Source organism: Citrobacter sp. wls718, assembly GCF_005280945.1.
Taxonomy (GTDB): Bacteria; Pseudomonadota; Gammaproteobacteria; order Enterobacterales; family Enterobacteriaceae; genus Citrobacter; species Citrobacter gillenii.
This window is the reverse complement of the sequence record NZ_SZWV01000068.1, coordinates 1-23,029: the sequence shown is the minus strand read 5'-3', so window position 1 is coordinate 23,029 and position 23,029 is coordinate 1. Positions and strand designations below refer to the sequence as shown.

Here is a 23,029-nt window from a genome sequence, read left to right as displayed (position 1 = left end):
TTATGTTGTTGTGTAATATGTTATTGTTTTGTATGGTAAATCTTATGCGCTAATTTCAATATTGCATGCATTAAACGCGCTGCGCAAACGGCGGGCAAAAGCGAGTGCGTGCTCACCATCACCATGAATACAGACCGTCTGTGCCGTGACGTTGGCCCATTCTCCGGTTTGGCTTTTTACTCTCCCGGACTGCACCATTTGTAAGGTTTGCGCCAACGCCTGCTCTTCGTCTTCAATCAGCGCCCCCGGCTGACTACGCGGAACCAGACTGCCATCCGCCTGATAGCCGCGATCGGCAAACACCTCCTGACGCGTCTGCAGACCATAATGCTCGCCGGCCCGAATCAGTTCGCTACCCGCCAGCCCCACCAGCACCAGCGACGGATCGCAGGCATGCACCGCCCTGGCGATGGCATCGGCTAACTGTGGATCCCTGGCGGCCTGGTTGTACAACATGCCGTGCGGTTTGACGTGGCGCATCACGCCACCTTCCGCCCGGGTTATCGCCGCCAGCGCACCGATTTGATACAGCATCTGGGCGTAAACCGTGTCGACGGGTAGGGTCATGGCGCTACGGCCGAAGTTTTCTCGATCCGGAAAACTGGGATGCGCCCCCACTGCTACGTCATTTTTTAACGCTTCACGCACGCTTGCCAGCATGGTTTGCGCATCGCCGGCGTGAAATCCGCAGGCAATGTTGGCAGAAGACACCAGTTGCAGCAGCACGGCATCATTTGCGCAGCCTTCACCGAGGTCTGCATTCAGATCAATTTTCATCGTTAAGTCGCCATGTTAATTGTTCCAGATAACGCTGCTGGTCGTGACGCGCCTTTAGCGCTTCCTCCAGCGAGCACTGAACAAAATGAATTGGCTGGCCGAGGGGAATTTGCGCCAGATGGTACATATCCGCCTCAATGATACAGGCGATACGTGGATAGCCCCCCGTGGTCTGGGCGTCGTTCATCAGCACAATAGGCTGGCCGTTATGCGGCACCTGCACCACGCCGGGAAGCAGACCGTGCGACAACAGTTCTCGATCGGTAGTGCGCGTTAGCGGTTGTCCCTGCAGGCGATACCCCATGCGGTTACTCTGCGGGCTGAGTTGCCATGGCGAACGCCAGAATGACGCCTGCGAAGCTTCATCAAACTCATGATACTCAGGTCCGGGTAACGCACGAATGCGGTTCCCCCACATGAGCTGTTTTACCCCCTGCGGTCCGCTGAACCGTCGCGTGGAAACGCCCACCGCCAGCCTGTCGCCATCGCGTAACAGACGTCCTTCCAGACCGCCGATGCCGACTTTCAGGTCGGTGCTGCACGACCCCATGACCTCGGGAACATCAATGCCACCCGCTATCGCCAAATAACTGCGCATGCCATGTTGCGGACGTTTTAGCGTCAGGCGTTGCCCAGCCTTCACCGGAAGTCGCCATCCGCTCCACACCGGGTTACCGTCTAAATGTGCATCACACCCCGCGCCGGTCAAAGCAAACCAGCTATCTGCATCAAACTCCACAACCAACTGGCCGAGCGTTATCTCCAGCGCGGCGGCATTTGCATCGTTGCCCACCAGCAGGTTGGCAACGTTCAATGCGGGCTTATCCAGCGCCCCACAGTGGCTGATTCCTGACTGGCGAAAACCGTGACGACCGCCGTCCTGGACGGAAGTGTACATACCGGCACGAATGATAGTTAACATACTCCCTCCTTCTGCGGTACAAAGCGCACGGTATCTCCTGGTCGTAACAGGATGGGTTCATCCCGGCGGGGATCAAACAACTTAATGGCGGTATGCCCTATCAGCTGCCATCCCCCCGGCGTGGCGAGCGGGTAGATACCGGTTTGTGAACCGCCGATACCGACCGAACCTGCCGGAACAATCAGACGCGGTTCCGCACGTCGCGGGGTATGCAGTTGTTCCGGTAAGCTCCCGAGATAGGGGAACCCTGGCTGAAAGCCTAAAAACCAGACCACATAGTCAACAGAAGCATGCAATTCAACGGCCTGCTTTTCGCTTAATCCACTGTGTTGTGCGACATCGGCCAGATCCGGTCCCTGCTTTCCGCCGTAGGTCACCGGAATTTCAATAAAACGCGACTCCGGCTCCAGTGCTTCACTCTCCTCCCACCAGCGTTGCAGACGTTCAATGGCATCCAGCGCCAGGGTTTGCGGATTACGCAGCGTCACCGTGATATTGTTCATACCCGGGATCACTTCAAGCACATTCGGGGCATCAACCAGGCGCTGAGCCAAACCCCAAATACGTTTCTGGGTCGCCAGCGTAATGGGGGGTTCCAGTTCCAGAACCACCGCAGTTTCACCTAACAGATAACAACGCGCTCGCTGCACTTTCGTCCCTCTTTTTACAACCTGATTCATTAGGCGGGGTTAGGAATATCGATAAACGATACATCCAGCTCGGTATTTTCATTCAGCCATTCACTTAACGCCCGGATACCGCCGCGTTCGGTGGCATGGTGTCCGGCGGCATAGAAATGCAGCCCCTGCTCACGGGCTGAGTGAATAGTTTGTTCTGAGACTTCGCCGGTAATAAATGCATCAACACCAAAACGGGCCGCGCTATCAATGAAGCTCTGCCCTCCCCCGGTGCACCAGGCAACGCGCTGAATTTTTTCCGGCCCGCTATCGCCACACCACAATGGTTTACGCCCTAAACGCGCCTCAATCCACGAGGCAAATTCTAGCCCCGGCACCGGCATGGCAAGTTCACCCCACGGTACCAACGGCTCAATTTCACCCATCACGGTAATGCCCAACAGCGCCGCCAGCTGTGCGTTGTTACCCAGCTCCGGGTGAGCATCCAACGGCAGGTGCCAGCCATACAGGTTGATGTCATTTTCCAGCAGCGTTTTCAGACGATGGCGCTTCATGCCACGAATTACCGGAGATTCGCCTTTCCAGAAGTAACCGTGATGAACGATGACCGCATCAGCGCCCAGGCGCACAGCCTCATCCAGCAAGGCCTGGCTTGCTGTCACGCCGGTCACGATTTTATGCACCGTCTCTTTGCCCTCAACCTGCAAACCATTCGGCGCATAGTCGCTAATCGCGGCGCTGTTCAGTTTGTCGTTGATCAGTTGTTCCAGCTCGGTGTTTTTCATCATCGCCCTCGTTGTCATAATTTCTGCCTGTCCAATCAGCAATACTGCTTATGTAAAATAGCGTCCCCGCCTCCATTCGTCGATAACCATTTCACTGACACATCAAGAAACACTCACTCGCCGTTTGAACGTAAATTGCTTACCACTACGTGATTTTATTCATGTATATTTATGCAATCAGACAGCATATTGCAAAAATAATCAGATCTGTATCAAAGTTATAACTTCAAGGAAACACGCTCACGCAGTACGTTCATCCTGGCGTGAGGCATTTACTTCGAGAATAGAATGAATAAACACGCATCTCAGCCACGCGCAATTTATTACGTCGTCGCGCTGCAAATTTGGGAATACTTCAGTTTTTACGGCATGCGCGCCCTGCTGATCCTGTATCTCACCAACCAACTCAAGTACAACGATACTCATGCGTATGCGTTGTTCAGCGCTTACTGTTCGCTGGTGTATGTCACGCCTATTCTTGGCGGATACCTGGCGGATAAGGTCCTTGGTAACCGTATGGCGGTGATGATTGGCGCATTGTTAATGGCGGTTGGACACCTGGTACTGGGTGCCAGTGAAATGGCGCCAGCGTTCCTATATTTATCTTTGGCGATCATTGTCTGCGGCTACGGTCTGTTTAAATCCAACATTAGCTGCCTGCTGGGTGAGCTGTATCACAACGACGATCCGCGCCGCGACGGCGGGTTCTCACTGCTCTACGCCGCCGGAAATATCGGTTCGATTATCGCCCCCATTGCCTGTGGCTATGTGCAGGAAGAATACAGCTGGGCGATGGGCTTCGCGCTGGCCGCAATTGGTATGCTGGCAGGACTGGTGATTTTCTTGTGCGGCAACCGGCATTTCGCCCATACAACCGGCGTCAACAAAACGGTCCTGTGTGCCAGAACGTTTGTTCTGCCAAACTGGGCCTGGCTGTTAGTGCTGCTGGTCGCCGCACCGCTGCTAATTACCGTTCTGTTCTGGAAAGAGTGGTCCGTATATGCGCTAATCGTCGCCACCGTCATTGGTCTGGCCGTTCTGGCTAAAATTTACCGTCAGGCACAAACGCAAAAGCAGCGCAAAGAACTGGGGCTTATCGTCACGCTAACGTTCTTCAGTCTGTTATTCTGGGCCTTTGCACAGCAAGGCGGCAGCTCCATCAGCCTGTATATCGACCGCTTTGTGAATCGCGATATTCTGGGATATTCCATTCCTACCGCCATGTTCCAGTCGGTTAACGCCTTTGCCGTGATGCTGTGCGGCATCGTGCTGGCCTGGGTAGTCAAAGAAAGCGTCAGTGGTAATCGTACCGTGCGCATCTGGGGAAAATTTGCCCTCGGCCTAGGGTTGATGAGCGCCGGATTCTGTATTCTGACCTTAAGCGCCCGCTGGTCCGCCGCTTACGGCCACTCCTCGATGCCGCTGATGGTGTTGGGGCTGGCGGTAATGGGATTTGCCGAACTGTTTATCGACCCGGTCGCCATGTCGCAGATTACGCGCATTGAGATCCCTGGCGTCACCGGCGTGTTAACCGGAATCTATATGCTGCTGTCCGGCGCTATTGCCAACTATCTGGCGGGGGTGATTGCCGACCAGACGTCACAAGGCGCGTTTGATGCCTCCGGGGCCATCAACTATTCCATCAACGCGTATATTGACGTCTTTAGCGAAATTACCTGGGGTGCGTTGGCCTGCGTGGCGCTGGTGCTGCTGATTTGGCTGTACCAGTCACTTAAATTTAAAAAACGCGCGCTGGCGCTAGAGTCCTGAGTTAACAGGCCCGATGATGTCATATGAGTCGGGCCTGTTTTTTATCAGACGGTTACGCATTATTCGCTGCCAAATCCTCTTCAGCCAAACCGGTAATCAGTAATACCATTTCGCGATCTATTCCTTGTGCCAGCATGGTTAGCGCAATACGCAACGCGGCTTCTTGCTTACCTTGCTGTAGTCCTTGTTGCAGCCCTTGTTGCAGTCCTTCCTGTACTCCATCTAACCGTAACCGCTCCGCAATAGTCATCAGCCTCTCCTTGTGTTGGGGGATCCGTTGCGTCATCTCTTGCATAAATTCAGTGAAACGAGATTCATCGCCGGATTGCAGAATGTAATTAAACATCGCCTGTAGCTGCGTGTCATTAGTGCAACCTGTTAGTAGCAGTGTGCTCAGTTGCTCTACCAGCCCCATCAAATCCCGCTGACGGATATGCTTTTGCATCAGTTCCAGCAACGCCATTCGCCTGTGAGCCATGATGTCGTCATCTGGCACAACCGTTATATCCACCAGCGGAAATGCGCTGGCATAAAGTTGCTTTGCCGCCACGGGATCGGCGAACGCATCCAACCAGCACAGTGAATACGGGTACGGGCTTCGACAGCCATGATAAAACAGCATCGGAATAACCAGCGGTAATTCCTTGTGCCCGGCGTCCAGATGGCGCTGCATAGCTGCCATCGCATAACGCAGCAGACGAAAAGCCATATGCGGATCGGCTGAACTCTGATGCTCTATAACAACATAAACATAACCATCGCCTTCGCGTGTGTGTAAAGACCAGAGCACATCGGAGTAGCGGGAACGTAAATCTGCGTCGATAAAGCTCTCTGACTCCAGTTTCAGCGTGGATAAATCGCAAAGCGTCCGCAGAGAAGCCGGAAGGTGAATGTCGAGGAAATCGCGCGCTGTTTCGGGATGGCGTAAAAATGTTTTGAATACCGCATCATGCGGTGTGGACGTCGCTGGCGTTGTCATCGTGTTCCGTCACCTGAAAGAAGATGACGGGACTTTACTGCCCGAGCGTGACGCGTGCATCCAGGCATTCACAGCCTTGCGTACACGCTCCAATTCTAAATGCGCCCGGCAGCAACGCATTCATGCTACCGGATGGTAGTACGCAGAAATCGACCGCACGCTCACCCCTTGCGTGCCGCCTCGTAGGCCGCCAGCGTCGCTAGCCTGGCCTGTTTATGATCTACAATCGGACGGGGATAATCGAGGGTAACCTGCGCTTTTTCTGCCCACGTCCACGGGTCGTGGATTGCTTTACCAGGTACCTCGTGCAACTCGGGAACCCACCGGCGGATAAACTCACCGTCGCGGTCGAATTTCTCCCCCTGAGTTGTAGGGTTAAAAATGCGGAAATACGGTGCAGCATCGGTTCCGGTAGACGCAGCCCACTGCCAGCCACCGTTATTGGCCGCCAGGTCGCCGTCGATCAGTTGCGACATGAAGTACTGCTCCCCTTTACGCCAGTCAATCAGCAGATCTTTCACCAGGAAGCTGGCGGTGATCATGCGTAAACGGTTATGCATCCAGCCGGTAGCGTTAAGCTGGCGCATCGCAGCATCAACAATGGGGTATCCCGTATTTCCCGTCTGCCACGCCTGAAGATGCGCCGCGTTGTTCTGCCATTGCACGCGGTCAGTCCAGCGAATAAACGGTTGATACCGACACAGCGCCGGATACCAGGTCATTAAATGTCGGTAAAATTCACGCCAGATAAGTTCATTTAGCCAAACGCTCCCGGCACCGCCCTCTAGCGCCTTCGGCTGTTCGACTAACAGACGGTTCAGGCATTGACGCGGCGACAACCCGCCCGTGGCCAGACTCGCAGACAAGCGACTGGTGCCTTCAATGGCCGGGTAATCACGCTGTTGCTCATAGTCACTCGCTGACTGCTGACAAAACTGGCGTAACTGCGCGATAGCCCGTTTTTCTTGCGCCGGGAAAAGTGCTGCATCAAAATCCTGCTGCGGATAATTCAGCGTGAGTGGCGTTAACGGCGCGGTGAGCGCCCCACTATCCCGCACCATTGGCGCGCTAACACATTCCGGAATGCCGTCTTTAATTCGCTTCAGCCAGGCATTTTTAAACGGCGTAAAGACTTTATACATTTCATGATTGCCGGTCATAACCGCGCCCGGGGGTAAGATCACACTGTCATCAAAGCCTTCGCACACGATGTCAGGCAACTGCTTCTCGACCCTTGCATCACGCTGCCGTTCGTTGATTTCATACTGATAGTTATAAAACAGTCGGCTGACGTCATGCTGCGCGCAAACACGTTTTACTGTCTCCACGCTGGCAGCAAAATCGGCAACTTCATGAAACAGCAGCGGGATCCCTTTTTCTGCCAACGCCGCATGTAGCGCATTCAACTGCACGCTGATAAACGCCGCCTGACGCGCAGACATATCATGCGCCGCCCATTGTTCTGGGGTGGCGATATATAGCGCCAGCACCCGGGCTGAACGATCCCGACACGCCGCCGCAAGAGCAAGATTGTCATGCAGGCGCAAATCACGCCGAAACCAGACCAGATGCGTGGTCATAAAACTCCCGCAGATAAATTAATTTTTGCCGCGCAAATCCAGAATTGCCGGCCAGAGTTCAAAATAACGTTGCCCGGACAGCCAGGTGTTCGGGTGCTCGGCCATATAGTGTTTGATGAGCATTAACGGTGCAAGCAGTGGCTGCGCTTCACGTCGATAGCTATCGATTATCGAGGTCAGTTCCTGACATTGATGCAGATCGAGTTGATTGCGGAAATAACCCTGAACGTGCATCAGGACATTGGTGTGATTACGTCGGGTTGCATTATTGAACAGCAAATGCGTCAGTCGTAAGCGGTACTCATTAAAAAACGCCTCAAGACTTTGCCATTCGTGGATGGCCGCAACGAAGGGGCCAAGTTCACGATACTCTGGCTGGGAATGCGCCAGCAGGATCAGTTTGTAGCGGGTGTGATAGTCAATCAACGCTCCGCGCGTTAGCCCCCGCTGGTGAAGCTTATACAGTTCATGCAATGCATAAATACGCACCAGGGCACTGTCGTCAAACGGGCAGGCTTCTCTGGCAGAACAACCAACCGCAGGTGCCGTAACACAGGTGTGGATACCCACAGGAATTCTCTTGCTCATCACGACTCCTTATCCGTTATTTGGGTAAGTGTAGACGTCCGTGCATAAAAAAACCGCCACATTGCTGTTGGCGGTTTTTTTAGCAATTACGATGACTTAATAGAAATCGCAGGTCGCTTTTTCAGCCTGATCCATCCACACCGGTTTATCACTGGTTTTCGACCAGACGCGGTGCAGGTAGCTGTAAAAACGGGCACGGTCTTTCCAGAACAGCATGACCGGCAGCGCCAGCACGCCCGCCACGACGGCGAAAGTACGGCGTAATAAGACAATGTGCGCTGGATATTCTTTATACAAGTCCATAATCCTCTCCCCTATATCTGTTCGGTGAATAGCACCGGAAAATAAATTTGGTTAACTGATGAAAATAATACCGCCTTGTGTGTAATTTTGCTACTCATCCGACCACTTATTTTTATCTATTGATGCTCCGTTTAGCCTAAAACTGTAATTAGGTTACATAAAAGTTAAATTAATACTAATCATTAGTTAAATAACGGTCTTTGCCATTTTTATACTTTTTTTACACCCCACCCGCCAATTTTTGCGAAATCTTTGCAACCAAAAACCTACGCTCTGGTTATCACATTGATGTCACAGGAGGTGCACCGTGAGTGCAGGCGTGATAACTGGCATTGTGCTGGTTTTTTTATTACTCGGTTATCTGGTGTATGCCCTGATTAAGGCGGAGGCGTTCTGATGGCGGCACAAGGATTTTTACTCATCGCCAGTTTCTTACTGGTGTTATTTGTCATCGCCAGACCGCTGGGTGCCGTGCTGGCACGACTCATCACCAACATCCCCCTTCCGGGCGTAACCGGTGTTGAGCGTATTCTCTGGCGCGGGTTAGGCGTTTCACAACATGAGATGAACTGGAAACAGTACCTGCTGGCGATCCTGATGCTCAATATCCTGGGTCTGCTGGTGCTGTTTTCCCTGCTGATGGCGCAAAACTTGTTACCACTGAATCCTCAGCAGCTACCGGGGCTGTCATGGCATCTTGCGCTGAATACCGCCGTGAGTTTTGTCACCAATACCAACTGGCAGTCTTACAGTGGCGAAACCACCTTAAGCTACTTTAGTCAGATGGCTGGCTTAACCGTGCAGAACTTCCTGTCTGCGGCGACCGGTATTGCGGTGATTTTTGCCCTAATCCGCGCCTTTACGCGCCAGAGTATGAATACCCTGGGCAATGCGTGGGTGGATCTGGTGCGCATTACGCTGTGGATCCTGCTCCCTCTTTCTCTGCTTATCGCCCTGTTCTTTATTCAGCAAGGCGCGCTGCAAAACCTGCTGCCCTATCAGTCACTTACTACCCTTGAAGGCGTAAAACAGCTGTTACCAATGGGACCGGTTGCCTCACAAGAGGCCATTAAAATGCTCGGTACCAACGGCGGCGGCTTCTTTAATGCTAACTCATCGCATCCGTTTGAAAACCCAACCGCCTTGACCAATATGGTGCAGATGTTGGCTGTCTTTTGCATTCCTGCCGCCCTGTGCTTTGCCTTTGGCGATGTCGTGGGCGATCGCCGTCAGGGACGCACCTTACTGTGGGCCATGTCGCTGATTTTTGTCATCTGCGTGGCGATTGTGATGTGGGCGGAAGTTCAAGGGAACTCGCATCTGCTGGCATTTGGCGCAGACAGCAGTCTCAATATGGAAGGGAAAGAGAGCCGCTTTGGCGTACTGGTCAGCAGTCTGTTCGCGGTCGTCACAACGGCGGCCTCCTGTGGGGCGGTCATCGCGATGCACGACTCCTTCACCGCACTGGGCGGGATGGTACCGATGTGGTTGATGCAGATTGGCGAAGTGGTGTTCGGCGGCGTGGGCTCCGGTTTGTACGGCATGCTGCTATTCGTCCTGCTGGCGGTGTTTATCGCCGGACTGATGATCGGGCGCACGCCGGAATATCTGGGTAAGAAAATCGACGTGCGGGAAATGAAAATGACCGCGCTGGCGATTCTGGTGACGCCTGCGCTGGTGCTGCTCGGTACAGCGATAGCCATGATGAGCGACGCCGGACGCAGCGCCATGCTCAACCCCGGCCCGCATGGTTTCAGCGAAGTACTGTACGCCGTGTCATCTGCCGCCAACAACAACGGCAGCGCCTTTGCCGGGTTAAGCGCTAACAGCCCCTTCTGGAACTGCCTGCTGGCGTTGTGCATGTTCTTCGGCCGCTTCGGGGTCATTATTCCGGTGATGGCAATTGCCGGTTCGCTGGTGGGTAAAAAGAGCCAACCGGCAAGCCAGGGGACGCTCCCCACTCACGGCCCACTGTTTGTCGGGTTGTTGATCGGTACGGTGTTACTGGTTGGCGCCCTCACCTTTATTCCTGCACTGGCGCTTGGCCCGGTCGCAGAATACCTCTCTTTACGTTGAGCGATGCGGAGCACATTGTTATGAGTCGCAAACAACTGGCACTGTTCGAACCGTCTCTGGTCGCACACGCGCTGATGGACGCAGTCAAAAAGTTAAGCCCACATACTCAGTGGCGCAACCCGGTGATGTTTATCGTCTGGCTGGGCAGCCTGCTGACAACCTTGTTAACCGTTGCAATGGCAACCGGGCACATGACAGGCAATCCCCTGTTTACCGGTGCGATAAGCCTCTGGCTGTGGGTCACCGTCCTTTTCGCCAATTTTGCCGAAGCGCTGGCGGAAGGACGCAGTAAAGCTCAGGCCAACAGCCTGAAAGGCGTTAAGAAGACGGCGTTTGCCCGTAAATTGCGTGAACCGAAATACGGTGCAGAAATGGATCATGTTCCCGCAGAGGAACTACGCAAAGGCGATATCGTACTGGTGGAAGCAGGCGATATTATTCCCTGCGACGGCGAGGTGATTGAAGGCGGCGCATCGGTGGACGAAAGCGCCATTACCGGGGAATCTGCGCCGGTTATCCGTGAGTCCGGCGGTGATTTTGCTTCCGTAACCGGCGGGACCCGCATTCTTTCCGACTGGCTGGTTATCGAATGCAGCGTGAACCCCGGTGAAACCTTCCTCGACCGGATGATCGCCATGGTTGAAGGCGCCCAGCGGCGTAAGACGCCCAACGAAATCGCGCTGACAATCCTGCTGATAGCCCTGACCATCGTCTTTTTACTGGCAACCGCCACCCTGTGGCCGTTCTCCGCCTGGGGCGGCAGTGCAGTTAGCGTCACGGTGCTGGTTGCCCTGCTGGTGTGCCTGATCCCGACAACTATTGGTGGGCTACTCTCGGCGATTGGCGTGGCCGGTATGAGCCGAATGCTCGGCGCGAACGTGATCGCCACCAGCGGGCGGGCGGTCGAAGCAGCAGGTGACGTCGACGTACTGTTGCTGGATAAAACCGGCACCATTACGCTGGGTAACCGTCAGGCATCAGATTTTATTCCCGCCCACGGTGTCGACGAAAAAACGCTGGCCGACGCGGCACAGCTTTCATCACTGGCGGATGAAACGCCGGAAGGTCGCAGCATCGTGATTCTGGCAAAACAGCGCTTTAATCTGCGCATACGCGATGTGCAATCGCTGCACGCCACGTTTGTGCCGTTCACCGCGCAAAGCCGGATGAGCGGCATTAACATCGACAACCGCATGATCCGTAAAGGCTCGGTCGACGCCATTCGTCGTCACGTTGAGGCCAACGGCGGACACTTCCCTGCAGATGTCGAACAGAAAGTGGAAAACGTTGCCCGTCTTGGCGCGACGCCGCTGGTGGTTGTCGAAGGTTCGCGCGTTCTGGGCGTCATTGCCCTGAAAGATATCGTCAAAGGCGGGATCAAAGAACGGTTTGCCCAGCTACGCAAAATGGGTATCAAAACGGTGATGATTACCGGCGATAACCGTCTGACTGCCGCCGCGATTGCAGCGGAGGCCGGGGTGGACGACTTTTTAGCCGAAGCCACACCGGAAGCTAAGCTGGCGCTGATTCGTCAGTACCAAGCGGAAGGCCGTCTGGTGGCAATGACCGGTGACGGCACGAACGACGCCCCCGCACTGGCGCAGGCAGACGTTGCGGTCGCCATGAACTCCGGGACCCAGGCGGCTAAAGAAGCGGGCAACATGGTGGACCTTGATTCTAACCCCACCAAGCTTATCGAAGTGGTCCACATTGGCAAACAGATGCTGATGACGCGCGGTTCACTGACCACCTTCAGTATTGCCAACGACGTCGCCAAATATTTTGCCATTATTCCGGCGGCGTTTGCCGCCACCTATCCGCAGCTCAACGCGCTTAACGTGATGCGTCTGCATTCGCCGGATTCGGCGATCCTCAGCGCGGTTATCTTCAATGCGCTGGTGATTGTCTTTCTGATCCCACTGGCACTGAAAGGGGTGAGCTACAAACCGTTGTCCGCCTCCGCCATGTTACGCCGCAATCTGTGGATTTACGGCCTCGGCGGCCTGGTCGTGCCATTTATCGGCATTAAAGTGATTGATTTACTGCTGACCCTGCTGGGTCTGGTGTGAGGTTTCAGATGAGTGGATTACGTCCTGCATTATCAACATTATTTTTCCTGATGCTTATTACCGGCGGGGTCTACCCGCTGTTGACCACCGCACTGGGGCAGTGGTGGTTTCCCCATCAGGCCAACGGATCGCTCATCCGCGAAGGTCAGACGATCCGCGGTTCTGAACGCATCGGGCAACACTTTACCGCCGCCGGATATTTTCAGGGACGCCCGTCAGCAACGGCGGAAATACCCTATAATCCAATGGGTTCGGGTGGCAGTAATCTGGCCGCCAGCAACCCGGAACTGGATAAGCAACTACAAAGCCGGATCGCCGCGCTGCGTGCCGCCAACCCGCAGGCCAGCCCTGTCGTTCCTGTGGAGTTAGTAACCGCATCCGCCAGTGGGCTGGATAATAACCTGACGCCAGAGGCCGTTGCCTGGCAGATTCCACGCGTGGCACATGCGCGCAACCTCAGCGTTGAAGAGGTTACGCAGTTGGTTGCACAATACACGCAAAAGCCGCTGGTCAGTTTTATCGGTCAACCGGTGGTGAACCTGGTGGAACTTAATTTAGCGCTGGATAAGCACTGAGACAAAGGACATGCATAGCGAACCCTTACGCCCCGATCCGGACCGTTTACTGGAACAAACGACCGCCCCGCATCGTGGAAAACTGAAAATTTTCTTCGGTGCCTGTGCCGGCGTGGGTAAAACCTGGGCCATGCTGGCAGAGGCCCAGCGGCTGCGGGCGCAAGGCCTGGATGTGTTGATCGGTGTGGTGGAAACCCACGGACGCAAAGAGACCGCCGCGCTGCTGGACGGTCTCGCCGTACTGCCGTTAAAACGTCAGACTCACCGCGGGCGACGCATCAGCGAGTTCGATCTTGATGCGGCCCTCGCCCGCCGCCCGGCGCTGATATTAATGGACGAACTGGCGCACAGCAATGCGCCAGGCTCGCGCCATCCCCGCCGCTGGCAGGACATTGAAGAGCTGCTGGAAGCGGGCATTGATGTCTTTACTACCGTTAACGTGCAGCATCTGGAAAGCCTGAACGACGTGGTCAGCGGCGTGACCGGTATCCAAGTGCGTGAAACCGTCCCCGATCCCTTTTTCGATGCCGCCGATGATGTGGTGCTGGTCGATCTGCCGCCTGACGACTTACGCCAGCGCCTCAACGAAGGCAAGGTCTACATCGCCGGTCAGGCGGAACGGGCAATCGAACATTTCTTTCGCAAAGGTAATTTAATCGCCCTGCGCGAACTGGCCCTACGCCGTACCGCCGATCGAGTAGACGATCAAATGCGCGCCTGGCGAGGACGACCGGGAGAGGAAAAAGTCTGGCACACCCGCGACGCTATTTTGCTGTGTATTGGACACAATACCGGCAGTGAAAAGCTGGTACGCACCGCCGCACGTCTGGCTGCTCGCCTTGGCAGCGTGTGGCACGCGGTGTATGTCGAAACCCCGGCGCTGCATCAGCTCCCGGAAAAACAGCGCCGTGCGATCTTAAGCGCGCTACGGCTGGCACAGGAACTGGGTGCGGAAACCGCCACCCTTTCCGCTCCCGCCGAAGACAAGGCGGTGATTCGCTACGCCCGGGAGCATAACCTGGGAAAAATTGTGCTGGGACGGCCAACCACGCGCCGCTGGTGGCGCAGCGATTCCTTTGCCGACAAGCTGGCTCATCGTGCCCCTGATCTCGATCTGATGATTGTCGCGTTGGACGAGCCTCCACCACGCGCGGCAGCCCAAACCATGGATACCCGCACCTTTAAGGATAAATGGCGGGTACAAATTCAGGGCTGTGTGGTGGCCGCCGCGCTGTGCGCCATCACCACGCTGATTGCCATGCAATGGCTGGTTACCTTTGATGCCGCCAATCTGGTGATGCTCTATCTGTTAGGCGTGGTGGTTATCGCCCTGTTTTATGGTCGTTGGCCCTCGGTAGTGGCGACCATGATCAACGTCGCCAGCTTCGATCTGTTCTTTATTGCGCCACGCGGGACGCTTGCCGTCTCAGACGTCCAGTATCTGCTCACTTTTGCGGTCATGTTAACGGTTGGTCTGGTTATTGGGAATCTGACCGCAGGCGTGCGCTATCAGGCGCGGGTCGCGCGTTATCGGGAGCAGCGAACGCGTCATCTGTATGAGATGTCCAAAGCGCTGGCCGTGGGACGTAGCCAGAAAGATATCGCCACCACCAGCGAACAGTTTATCGCCTCCACCTTTCAGGCCCGCAGCCAGGTGTTATTGCCGGATGAGCACGGAAAGCTGGCACCGCTGACAGAGCAGCAGGGCATGACGCCGTGGGATGACGCCATTGCCCAATGGAGTTTTGATAAAGGACAACCGGCAGGTGCCGGCACCGATACCCTCCCCGGCGTGCCGTATCAAATCTTGCCGCTGAAAAGCGCTGACAAAACGCACGGGCTGCTGGTAGTGGAGCCGGGAAACCTGCGTCAGTTGATGATCCCGGAACAGCAGCGTCTGCTGGAAACTTTTACCCTGCTGGTTGCCAGTGCGCTCGAACGCCTGACGCTGACCGCCAGCGAAGAACTGGCGCGATTGGCCAGCGAACGAGAGAGCATCCGCAATGCCCTGCTGGCGGCCCTCTCCCATGATTTACGCACACCACTCACGGTGCTGTTCGGTCAGGCGGAGATTTTAACGCTGGATCTCGCCAGCGAAGGTTCTCCCCACGCCCGCCAGGCCAGCGAAATTCGCCAGCACGTGCTCAATACCACCCGGCTGGTCAATAATTTGCTGGATATGGCGCGGATCCAATCTGGCGGCTTTAATCTTAAGAAGGAGTGGTTAACGCTGGAAGAAGTAGTAGGTAGCGCCCTGCAAATGCTGGAACCTGGTTTAGCCGCGCCGATTAATCTGTCGCTTCCGGCGCCGTTGACGCTGATTCACGTTGACGGTCCACTGTTTGAACGGGTGCTGATTAACCTGCTGGAAAACGCCATTAAGTACGCAGGTCCACAGGCGCAAATCGGCATTGATGCGCAGGTAGAAGGTGAGCATTTGCTTCTGGATGTATGGGATAACGGCCCCGGCATTCCAGCGGGCCTGGAGCACGCTATTTTCGACAAGTTCTCCCGGGGAAACAAAGAATCCTCTGTACCGGGCGTAGGGCTGGGACTGGCTATTTGTCAGGCGATTGTGAACGTACACGGCGGGACGATTACCGCCCACAATCGACCGCAGGGTGGTGCATGCTTCCGTGTTACACTCCCGCAGGAAACGCCCCCTGAACTTGAAGATTTTCATGAGGATATGTGACAAACGTACTGATTGTTGAAGATGAACAGGCCATTCGCCGCTTTCTGCGCACCGCGCTGGAAGCCGATGGCCTGCGCGTTTACGAAGCAGAAACGCTGCAACGTGGCCTGCTGGAAGCGGCCACGCGAAAACCCGATCTCATCATTCTCGATCTCGGCCTGCCGGACGGTGACGGCATCGATTTTATTCGCGACCTGCGACAATGGAGTGCCATCCCGGTGATTGTGCTTTCTGCCCGCAGTGAGGAGAGCGACAAAATCGCCGCGCTGGACGCCGGCGCCGATGATTATCTCAGCAAACCGTTTGGTATTGGCGAGCTGCAGGCGCGTTTACGCGTGGCCTTACGCCGCCACGCAACCGGGCAAACGCCCGAACCGGTGGTTCAATTCTCAAACATTAAAGTGGATATTGCCGCGCGGCTGGTACACCGTGGTGAAGAGGAAATACATCTGACGCCGATTGAGTTTCGTCTGCTGGCGGTCCTGCTGAACAACGCGGGTAAAGTGCTCACCCAACGCCAGTTGTTAAACCAGGTATGGGGACCCAATGCCGTCGAACACAGCCACTACCTGCGAATCTATATGGGGCACTTGCGCCAGAAGCTCGAGCTGGACCCGGCCCGTCCACGTCACTTTATTACCGAAACCGGGATTGGTTATCGGTTTATGCCGTGAACAGATGCTGAATAAAAAAGCCGGATCAGCATATAAGCTATCCGGCTTTTATAATTCATGCCGGATGGCGACGCGAGCATCGTCATCCGGTCTACGCCTTATGCGTTTTTCAGCACTTCGCTGACAATCTCAACCGCTTCTTTCTCAATCTGCTGGCGATGCTCAGCGCCGAGGAAGCTTTCACAGTAAATCTTGTAGGCGTCCTCGGTACCGGACGGGCGTGCGGCAAACCAGCCGTTGTCGGTCATCACCTTCAGACCGCCAATGGAGGCACCGTTACCTGGTGCAGCGGTCAGACGTGCAGTGATCGGGTCACCGGCAAGCGTACTGGCGCTAACCATTTCCGGAGACAGTTTAGACAGCGCTGCTTTCTGCGCAGACGTCGCGGGAGCCTGTAAACGGTTGTAGCTTGGCGCACCAAAGCGCGCGGCCAGTTCATTATAGTGTTCCTGCGGATTTTTACCGGTAACCGCGGTAATTTCCGCCGCCAGCAGGCACATGATGATCCCGTCTTTGTCCGTCGACCATGGCGTACCGTCGAAACGCAGGAATGACGCGCCCGCGCTCTCTTCACCGCCAAAGCCAAAGCTGCCGTCAAACAGACCGTCAACGAACCATTTAAAGCCAACCGGCACTTCCACCAGCTTGCGACCCAGGTCATTCACCACGCGGTCAATCATCGCGGAGGACACCAGCGTTTTACCGACAGCAACCTCTTTGCCCCACTGCGGACGATGCTGGAACAGGTAGTTGATTGCCACCGCCAGATAATGGTTCGGGTTCATCAACCCAGCCGGGGTAACAATGCCGTGACGGTCGTAGTCCGGATCGTTGGCAAACGCCAGATCGAACTTATCACGCAGCGCCAACAGACCCGCCATGGCACACTCAGAAGAGCAGTCCATACGGATGGCGCCATCTTTGTCGAGATGCATAAAGCGGAAGGTCTGATCAACCTGATCGTTAACGATGGTCAGATTCAGTTTGTAGTGCTCAGCAATACGCTTCCAGTATTCGATACCGGAGCCACCCAGCGGATCAACACCCAGCGTCAGGCCCGCTTTCTGGATCGCGGCCATATCGACGATGTCTGCCAATCCTTCAACGAACGGTTGCACCAGATCCTGTTCTTTCACGTGACCCGACGCCAGCGCCGCATCCAGTGAAATACGTTTCACGCCGTTAAGGCCATCGGCCAGTAGTGCATTGGCCCTGTCTTCCACCACTTTAGTGACGTTAGTATCTGCCGGACCACCGTTTGGCGGGTTGTATTTAATCCCGCCATCTTCCGGCGGGTTATGGGACGGTGTGATCACAATACCGTCAGCCAACGGGCCGCCTTTTTTGTTGTGGACCAGGATAGCGTTAGACACGGCGGGCGTTGGCGTATAGCCGTTATTTTCCTGCACGATGACATCAACACCGTTTGCCGCCAGCACTTCCAGTACAGAGATAAATGCCGGTTCAGACAGCGCGTGAGTGTCCTTGCCCACATAACAAGGGCCAGTAATTCCGTTTTTCGCACGTTCTTCAGCAATCGCTTGAGCGATAGCCAGAATATGCGGTTCGTTAAAACTGTGACGACCTGCACTGCCGCGATGCCCGGACGTACCGAACTTAACGGCGTGCTCTGCATTCCCTGCTTCTGGTTTCAGTACATAGTACTGTGCCGTCAGTTGGGCGACGTTAATCAAATCACTCTGTTGTGCAGGTTGACCTGCACGATTGTGGATTGCCATTGCCTGGTCCTTCTAATGCAAGGATTAAATTGTTCCGCAAACCTTTTCAATCAATTCCGCAGGGAATTGCATTGACTGCATGATGTGTTCAACCATGCTGCATTTACGGCCGGTATTCGTGTTGGTGATCACCCAATACGGCGTGCCTGGCACGTGTTTCGGCTTGGTTTGATTACCATTTTTCAGCAGCGTCTGTTCATCCGCTGCAAAATAGACGCGCGTGCGACCATGCAACGATTCTGTTGCCTCGGCAAACGCGTGTTGATCCAGTGAATAGAGTGTAGACAGCACCAGCATAAAGCGATTCACTGCTTTTTTCTGTTCCGCATATTCATCGGAAAGCAGCAGTTCACGCATGGCGCGCACTTTGTCTTTTACAGGGTTAACCGGCTTGGCTTCCACGACAGGTTGCACGGCGCGGACGTCTTTCACCACCGGCGTGGCAGGCTGTGATGCAGCGGAAAACTTCAACATACGCCGTAAAATGTCGGATGCGCTCTCGCCGATATGCTTGGTATGGCTGGCAATATAGCTATAGAGTTCATCATCAACTTCAATCGTTTTCATCTTAATCCAGTGCGGTGTTTAGCTGAATACAAGTTGTTGGGACTGTACACGCGTAGTGTAAAGGCAAATCCCAACAGCGGATAGCGTCAAGCCCGGTGGCTGATAAAACTCGGAGTAACCGTAGTTGTTGCAGCCGTGTGGCAGAATGGTCAACATGATACCCTAACCCGCTAGCGTGAAAAAAAGAACTTTGCCATGAAATTGAATATCCGAGCGCAATCTGCACAAAACCTGCACAATAATTCTCCCATCGTCCTGGTGCACGGGCTGTTTGGCAGCCTGGACAATCTGGGCATACTGGCCCGCTCTCTGGTTGTCGATCACAATATCATCCAGGTTGATATGCGAAATCATGGCCTCTCACCCCGTTCTCCGGAGATGAACTACCCGGCGATGGCGCAAGATCTGCTGGATACGTTGGATGCCCAACAGATAGAAAAAGCCACCTTTATTGGCCATTCAATGGGGGGCAAAGCCGTGATGGCGCTAACCGCCCTGGCACCGGAACGTATCGATAAGCTGGTGGCTATCGATATTGCCCCGGTTGATTACCAGGTCCGCCGTCACGATGAGATATTTGCGGCGATTAATGCGGTGACGGATACAGAAGCCGCGTCGCGCCAGCAGGCGGCTAGCGTGATGCGCCAACATCTTAAAGAAGAAGGCGTGATCCAGTTTCTGCTGAAATCATTTATAGACGGTGAATGGCGCTTTAACGTCCCGGTATTGTGGGATCAGTATCCGCATATTGTCGGCTGGGAAACCATTCCGGCCTGGGATCACCCGGCGCTGTTCATCCCTGGGGGGAACTCACCGTACGTTACTGAAGCGTATCGAGCCCCATTGCTGGCGCAATTTCCCCAGGCACGGGCACATGTTATTGCCGGCGCGGGCCATTGGGTGCATGCAGAAAAACCCGAAGCCGTGCTGCGCGCCATCCGTCGTTATTTGACAGAACTGGCTAACTGATTAAAAACTCAGCGTCCGCGCGCGATTACGTGCGTGGGCGTTGGCGCGCCTCCCCTGCTGATGTATGATGGCGCGCTATCCATCCGGGCAGACGCCTGGCTGATTGTTTCCCCGAAGTCACCAAGATCATGGCCAAAGAACAAACGGACCGTACGACATTAGATCTGTTCGCGCAGGAGCGTCGCCCGGGACGACCCAAAACCAATCCGCTTTCGCGTGATGAACAGTTACGTATTAACAAACGTAATCAGCTTAAACGCGACAAAGTTCGTGGGCTTAAGCGTGTCGAACTGAAACTGAACGCCGACGCCGTTGACGCGCTGAATGAGCTGGCTGATGCGCGTAATATGAGCCGCAGTGAACTCATTGAAGAAATGCTGATGATCCAACTCGCCACATTGCGTGGTCAGGCATAGTCTGAAATTCTGCTCTATACCCTTAATAATTCGAGTTGCATCAAGGCGGCGACGCAGCGAATCTCCAGGAGTGTACATAAGTACGTGACTGGGGTGAGCGAGGAAAGCCAACGCACATGCAGCTTGAAGTATGACGGGTATAAATCATAAATCGTGTAGCACAGAGTGCAGTCCAGCGTGTTTGCTGTTTCCGCATGCCTGACTGTTCTGCTATGATTGCCCTTATCCGTGGGCAATGCGCCACCACCATTTCAATAAGTTTCAAGAGGTTATTTTACTCATGGCAATCACTGGCATCTTTTTCGGCAGCGACACCGGTAATACCGAAAACATCGCAAAAATGATTCAAAAACAGCTTGGTAAAGACGTTGCCGATGTACATGACATTGCAAAAAGCAGCAAAGAAGACCTGGAAGGGTATGACATTCTGCTGCTCGGCATCCCGACCTGGTACTACGGCGAAGCGCAGTGTGACTGGGACGACTTCTTCCCGACCCTCGAAGACATTGATTTTAACGGTAAACTGGTTGCTTTGTTTGGCTGTGGCGATCAGGAAGATTACGCAGAATATTTCTGCGATGCGTTAGGCACGATTCGCGACATCATCGAACCGCGCGGCGCAACCATCGTCGGTCACTGGCCAACGGCGGGTTACCACTTTGAAGCATCCAAAGGTTTGGCCGACGACGACCACTTTGTCGGCCTGGCTATCGATGAAGATCGCCAGCCTGAACTGACCGCAGAACGCGTTGAAAAATGGGTTAAGCAGATTTCAGCAGAACTGCATCTCGACGAGATTATTAACGCCTAATTTCGTGCGGCGCAGATCTTCATCTGTGCCGCATCAATAGATAAAACCAATCAAAATAATTGCTACAAATTTGTAACTTTCTCGCCTGACCCTGTACAATGGCTGGATGCCAATCGGGTATTGCACAGTGTGTTTGTTGGCGATACCACGTTTTGATTAACAATATTTGCCAGAGGCTTGCAGTTTTCATTTAGGCGTGGCAGTTCTATAATGATACGCATTATCTCAAGTGCAATTTCTGTCACTTCTTTTAATGAAGTGAACCGTTTAGCTACAGGACAGATTCCGCATGACTGACAACAATACCGCATTAAAGAAGGCTGGCCTGAAAGTAACGCTTCCTCGTTTAAAAATTCTGGAAGTTCTTCAGGAACCGGATAACCATCACGTCAGTGCGGAAGACTTATACAAACGCCTGATCGATATGGGTGAAGAGATTGGTCTGGCGACCGTGTATCGCGTACTGAACCAGTTTGATGATGCCGGTATCGTGACCCGCCATAATTTCGAAGGGGGCAAATCCGTCTTCGAACTGACTCAACAGCATCATCACGATCACCTGATTTGCCTCGACTGTGGCAAAGTGGTCGAATTCAGCGATGACTCTATCGAAGCGCGCCAGCGTGAGATTGCCACTAAACATGGTATTCGTTTAACGAATCATAGCCTCTATCTTTACGGCCACTGCGCTGAAGGCGATTGCCGCGAAGATGAGCATGCGCACGACGGTGTTGCAAAATAAGTTTTGAATCACGTCAGTCCCCCGCTCAACGTTGAGCCGGGGATTAACGTATCAGTAAAATTTAAGTACGAAATAGTCACAATCACCGCCAACCATCCGCCGACTATCCGCAAAATGTGATAACCTCCCCCGCGGCTAAATCAAAATAACACGCGTAGAAAACGTGATGACTCAAAAACTCCAAATGAGCCATGATGTCCCACAACATTTTATTTTTGTTACTTTTATATGCGCACCAGACGTTAGAACCCGCATGGAACAGTTAAGAGGCTCACGGTGTTAAAAGAAGAGATCTTTGCATTTTTGGCAGAAGAGACCCGTCATTTTTCTTTTGACTCGCTGGACGACTTTCATACGGCCCAAACGATGGCAGAACACTTCAATGTGAAGCGTAATACCATCAGCCACTATCTGAATCAGCTCATTGACGATAATCTGGTCATAAAACTGAATACCCGGCCCGTCTATTTTCTGCACAAAGCCGTTTTTGAAGAACAGTTTTTTCGTGTCAGTCAGTCCGTCTTCTCAGGCGCCGCTGAGCTAAAAAAGCATCAATATAAACAACAAGACACGTTTGCCGGATTGATCGGTTCCCAGGGAAGTTTAGTCCCCGTTATAGAAAAATTGAATACCGCGATCTGTTATCCCCCTCACGGTCTGTCAGTAATGCTGTATGGCCCGACCGGCAGCGGTAAGAGCATGCTGGCACAATTATCCTGGCAGCGAGCTGTGGAGAAGAAAATCCTGCCCCCCACCGCGCCATTTATTGCGTTCAATTGTGCTCAATATGCCAACAACCCTGAATTACTTTCGAGTCACCTCTTTGGCTATATCAAAGGTGCATTTACAGGGGCAGATAAAACCAGCGAAGGACTTCTGCAAAAAGCCGATGGAGGGGTGCTATTTCTGGATGAGATCCACCGCTTACATCCGGAGGGTCAGGAAAAGTTATTCACCTTTATGGATACCGGGCGTTTTCGTCGCATGGGGGAAAGCGAAAAAGAAATCAGCGCTCAGGTCAGACTGATTTTCGCCACAACCGTCTCGCCCAAAGAGTATTTTCTGGACACGTTTATACGTCGTATCCCGCTGAATATTGCCATTCCTTCGTTGGAACAGCGCGGTGAAGCGGAAAAAATCCAGTTTATTTATGCCTTTTTCCTGCATGAGTCGAAACTGCTCAAGCGCAATATCAAACTGTCCCCACAGGTGCTGAACGTCTTAAAACGACACATCTACAGCGGAAATATCGGTGAATTAAAAAATACCATCACCTGCCTGAGTGCCACGCGTTTTGCAAAGTCTCAAGCAGATCAGTGCCTCTCTTTACACTTAGGGAAGGTGCGAATAAGCA

At 53.9% G+C, this 23,029-nt stretch carries 23 protein-coding genes; 13 read left to right on the top strand and 10 right to left on the bottom strand.

What is annotated here, in order from left to right; translation table 11 throughout:
- Positions 1–42 precede the first annotated feature (42 nt).
- From pxpA to ybgI, 4 genes are read right to left on the bottom strand one after another with little or no spacing between them, the layout of a single operon-like run.
- Positions 43–777, bottom strand: coding sequence for a 5-oxoprolinase subunit PxpA (pxpA, locus tag FDW95_RS12760; protein ID WP_115259061.1), 735 nt, complete (start codon positions 775–777; stop codon positions 43–45).
- Entirely contained in the window at positions 767–1,699 is a 933-nt protein-coding gene (gene pxpC / locus FDW95_RS12755) for a 5-oxoprolinase subunit PxpC (RefSeq protein ID WP_115259062.1), read from the bottom strand. Before pxpC ends, pxpA begins: the two co-directional genes overlap by 11 nt.
- Positions 1,693–2,349: a 5-oxoprolinase subunit PxpB gene (gene pxpB / locus FDW95_RS12750; protein WP_096759448.1), complete on the bottom strand. Its 657-nt coding sequence runs from the start codon at positions 2,347–2,349 to the stop codon at positions 1,693–1,695. Before pxpB ends, pxpC begins: the two co-directional genes overlap by 7 nt.
- Positions 2,350–2,378: 29 nt before the next feature.
- Positions 2,379–3,122 (bottom strand): radiation resistance protein YbgI, encoded by a 744-nt coding sequence (ybgI, locus tag FDW95_RS12745; RefSeq protein ID WP_096759449.1) that lies wholly within the window; start codon positions 3,120–3,122, stop codon positions 2,379–2,381.
- Positions 3,123–3,410: 288 nt separating this feature from the next.
- On the opposite strand from ybgI, the gene dtpD reads away from it, so the two are divergent.
- On the top strand, positions 3,411–4,892 hold the full coding sequence (dtpD, locus tag FDW95_RS12740) for a dipeptide permease DtpD (RefSeq protein WP_115259063.1): 1,482 nt from the start codon (positions 3,411–3,413) through the stop codon (positions 4,890–4,892).
- A 52-nt stretch (positions 4,893–4,944) separates the two neighbouring features.
- Here the strand turns inward: dtpD and FDW95_RS12735 are convergent, their stop codons facing one another.
- The 4 genes from FDW95_RS12735 to FDW95_RS12720 form a co-directional block, all read right to left on the bottom strand.
- On the bottom strand, positions 4,945–5,871 hold the full coding sequence (locus tag FDW95_RS12735) for an Rpn family recombination-promoting nuclease/putative transposase (protein ID WP_115259064.1): 927 nt from the start codon (positions 5,869–5,871) through the stop codon (positions 4,945–4,947).
- A 161-nt stretch (positions 5,872–6,032) separates the two neighbouring features.
- Positions 6,033–7,451, bottom strand: a complete 1,419-nt coding sequence (phrB, locus tag FDW95_RS12730) for a deoxyribodipyrimidine photo-lyase (RefSeq protein WP_115259065.1) — start codon at positions 7,449–7,451, stop codon at positions 6,033–6,035.
- Between the two features lie 18 nt (positions 7,452–7,469).
- Positions 7,470–8,039 (bottom strand): DUF1722 domain-containing protein, encoded by a 570-nt coding sequence (locus tag FDW95_RS12725; RefSeq protein ID WP_137363522.1) that lies wholly within the window; start codon positions 8,037–8,039, stop codon positions 7,470–7,472.
- Between the two features lie 96 nt (positions 8,040–8,135).
- Positions 8,136–8,342: a YbfA family protein gene (locus FDW95_RS12720; RefSeq protein ID WP_096757857.1), complete on the bottom strand. Its 207-nt coding sequence runs from the start codon at positions 8,340–8,342 to the stop codon at positions 8,136–8,138.
- Between the two features lie 307 nt (positions 8,343–8,649).
- On the opposite strand from FDW95_RS12720, the gene kdpF reads away from it, so the two are divergent.
- The 6 genes from kdpF to kdpE are packed head-to-tail and all read left to right on the top strand — an operon-like array spanning position 8,650 to position 16,431.
- A complete protein-coding gene (gene kdpF / locus FDW95_RS12715; RefSeq protein ID WP_008456132.1) occupies positions 8,650–8,739 on the top strand; it encodes a K(+)-transporting ATPase subunit F in 90 nt (29 codons plus the stop codon).
- Positions 8,739–10,418 (top strand): potassium-transporting ATPase subunit KdpA, encoded by a 1,680-nt coding sequence (gene kdpA, locus FDW95_RS12710; RefSeq protein WP_115259067.1) that lies wholly within the window; start codon positions 8,739–8,741, stop codon positions 10,416–10,418. The genes kdpF and kdpA overlap by 1 nt, the downstream gene beginning before the upstream one ends.
- Before the next feature lie 20 nt (positions 10,419–10,438).
- Positions 10,439–12,487: a potassium-transporting ATPase subunit KdpB gene (gene kdpB / locus FDW95_RS12705; protein ID WP_115259068.1), complete on the top strand. Its 2,049-nt coding sequence runs from the start codon at positions 10,439–10,441 to the stop codon at positions 12,485–12,487.
- Between the two features lie 8 nt (positions 12,488–12,495).
- Positions 12,496–13,062, top strand: coding sequence for a potassium-transporting ATPase subunit KdpC (gene kdpC / locus FDW95_RS12700; RefSeq protein WP_115259069.1), 567 nt, complete (start codon positions 12,496–12,498; stop codon positions 13,060–13,062).
- Positions 13,063–13,072: 10 nt separating this feature from the next.
- Positions 13,073–15,757, top strand: a complete 2,685-nt coding sequence (gene kdpD, locus FDW95_RS12695) for a two-component system sensor histidine kinase KdpD (RefSeq protein ID WP_115259070.1) — start codon at positions 13,073–13,075, stop codon at positions 15,755–15,757.
- A complete protein-coding gene (gene kdpE, locus FDW95_RS12690; RefSeq protein WP_115259071.1) occupies positions 15,754–16,431 on the top strand; it encodes a two-component system response regulator KdpE in 678 nt (225 codons plus the stop codon). Before kdpD ends, kdpE begins: the two co-directional genes overlap by 4 nt.
- A 98-nt stretch (positions 16,432–16,529) precedes the next feature.
- Here kdpE and pgm read toward each other — a convergent pair whose 3' ends face one another.
- Both pgm and seqA read right to left on the bottom strand, forming a co-directional pair.
- Positions 16,530–18,170 (bottom strand): phosphoglucomutase (alpha-D-glucose-1,6-bisphosphate-dependent), encoded by a 1,641-nt coding sequence (pgm, locus tag FDW95_RS12685; RefSeq protein WP_115259072.1) that lies wholly within the window; start codon positions 18,168–18,170, stop codon positions 16,530–16,532.
- Between the two features lie 24 nt (positions 18,171–18,194).
- Positions 18,195–18,737, bottom strand: a complete 543-nt coding sequence (gene seqA / locus FDW95_RS12680) for a replication initiation negative regulator SeqA (RefSeq protein WP_096757864.1) — start codon at positions 18,735–18,737, stop codon at positions 18,195–18,197.
- A 195-nt stretch (positions 18,738–18,932) separates the two neighbouring features.
- On the opposite strand from seqA, the gene ybfF reads away from it, so the two are divergent.
- The 6 genes from ybfF to FDW95_RS12650 form a co-directional block, all read left to right on the top strand.
- Positions 18,933–19,706 (top strand): esterase, encoded by a 774-nt coding sequence (gene ybfF, locus FDW95_RS12675; protein WP_115259073.1) that lies wholly within the window; start codon positions 18,933–18,935, stop codon positions 19,704–19,706.
- Positions 19,707–19,834: 128 nt separating this feature from the next.
- Positions 19,835–20,122, top strand: coding sequence for a LexA regulated protein (gene ybfE / locus FDW95_RS12670; protein WP_096757867.1), 288 nt, complete (start codon positions 19,835–19,837; stop codon positions 20,120–20,122).
- A 280-nt stretch (positions 20,123–20,402) separates the two neighbouring features.
- On the top strand, positions 20,403–20,933 hold the full coding sequence (fldA, locus tag FDW95_RS12665; RefSeq protein WP_167456047.1) for a flavodoxin FldA: 531 nt from the start codon (positions 20,403–20,405) through the stop codon (positions 20,931–20,933).
- Between the two features lie 210 nt (positions 20,934–21,143).
- Positions 21,144–21,230, top strand: coding sequence for a ryhB-regulated fur leader peptide (locus FDW95_RS12660; RefSeq protein WP_115259075.1), 87 nt, complete (start codon positions 21,144–21,146; stop codon positions 21,228–21,230).
- Entirely contained in the window at positions 21,223–21,675 is a 453-nt protein-coding gene (fur, locus tag FDW95_RS12655) for a ferric iron uptake transcriptional regulator (RefSeq protein ID WP_115259076.1), read from the top strand. The genes FDW95_RS12660 and fur overlap by 8 nt, the downstream gene beginning before the upstream one ends.
- A gap of 276 nt (positions 21,676–21,951) precedes the next feature.
- On the top strand, positions 21,952–23,029 hold a 1,078-nt coding region (locus FDW95_RS12650; RefSeq protein WP_137363521.1), incomplete at its 3' end, for a sigma 54-interacting transcriptional regulator.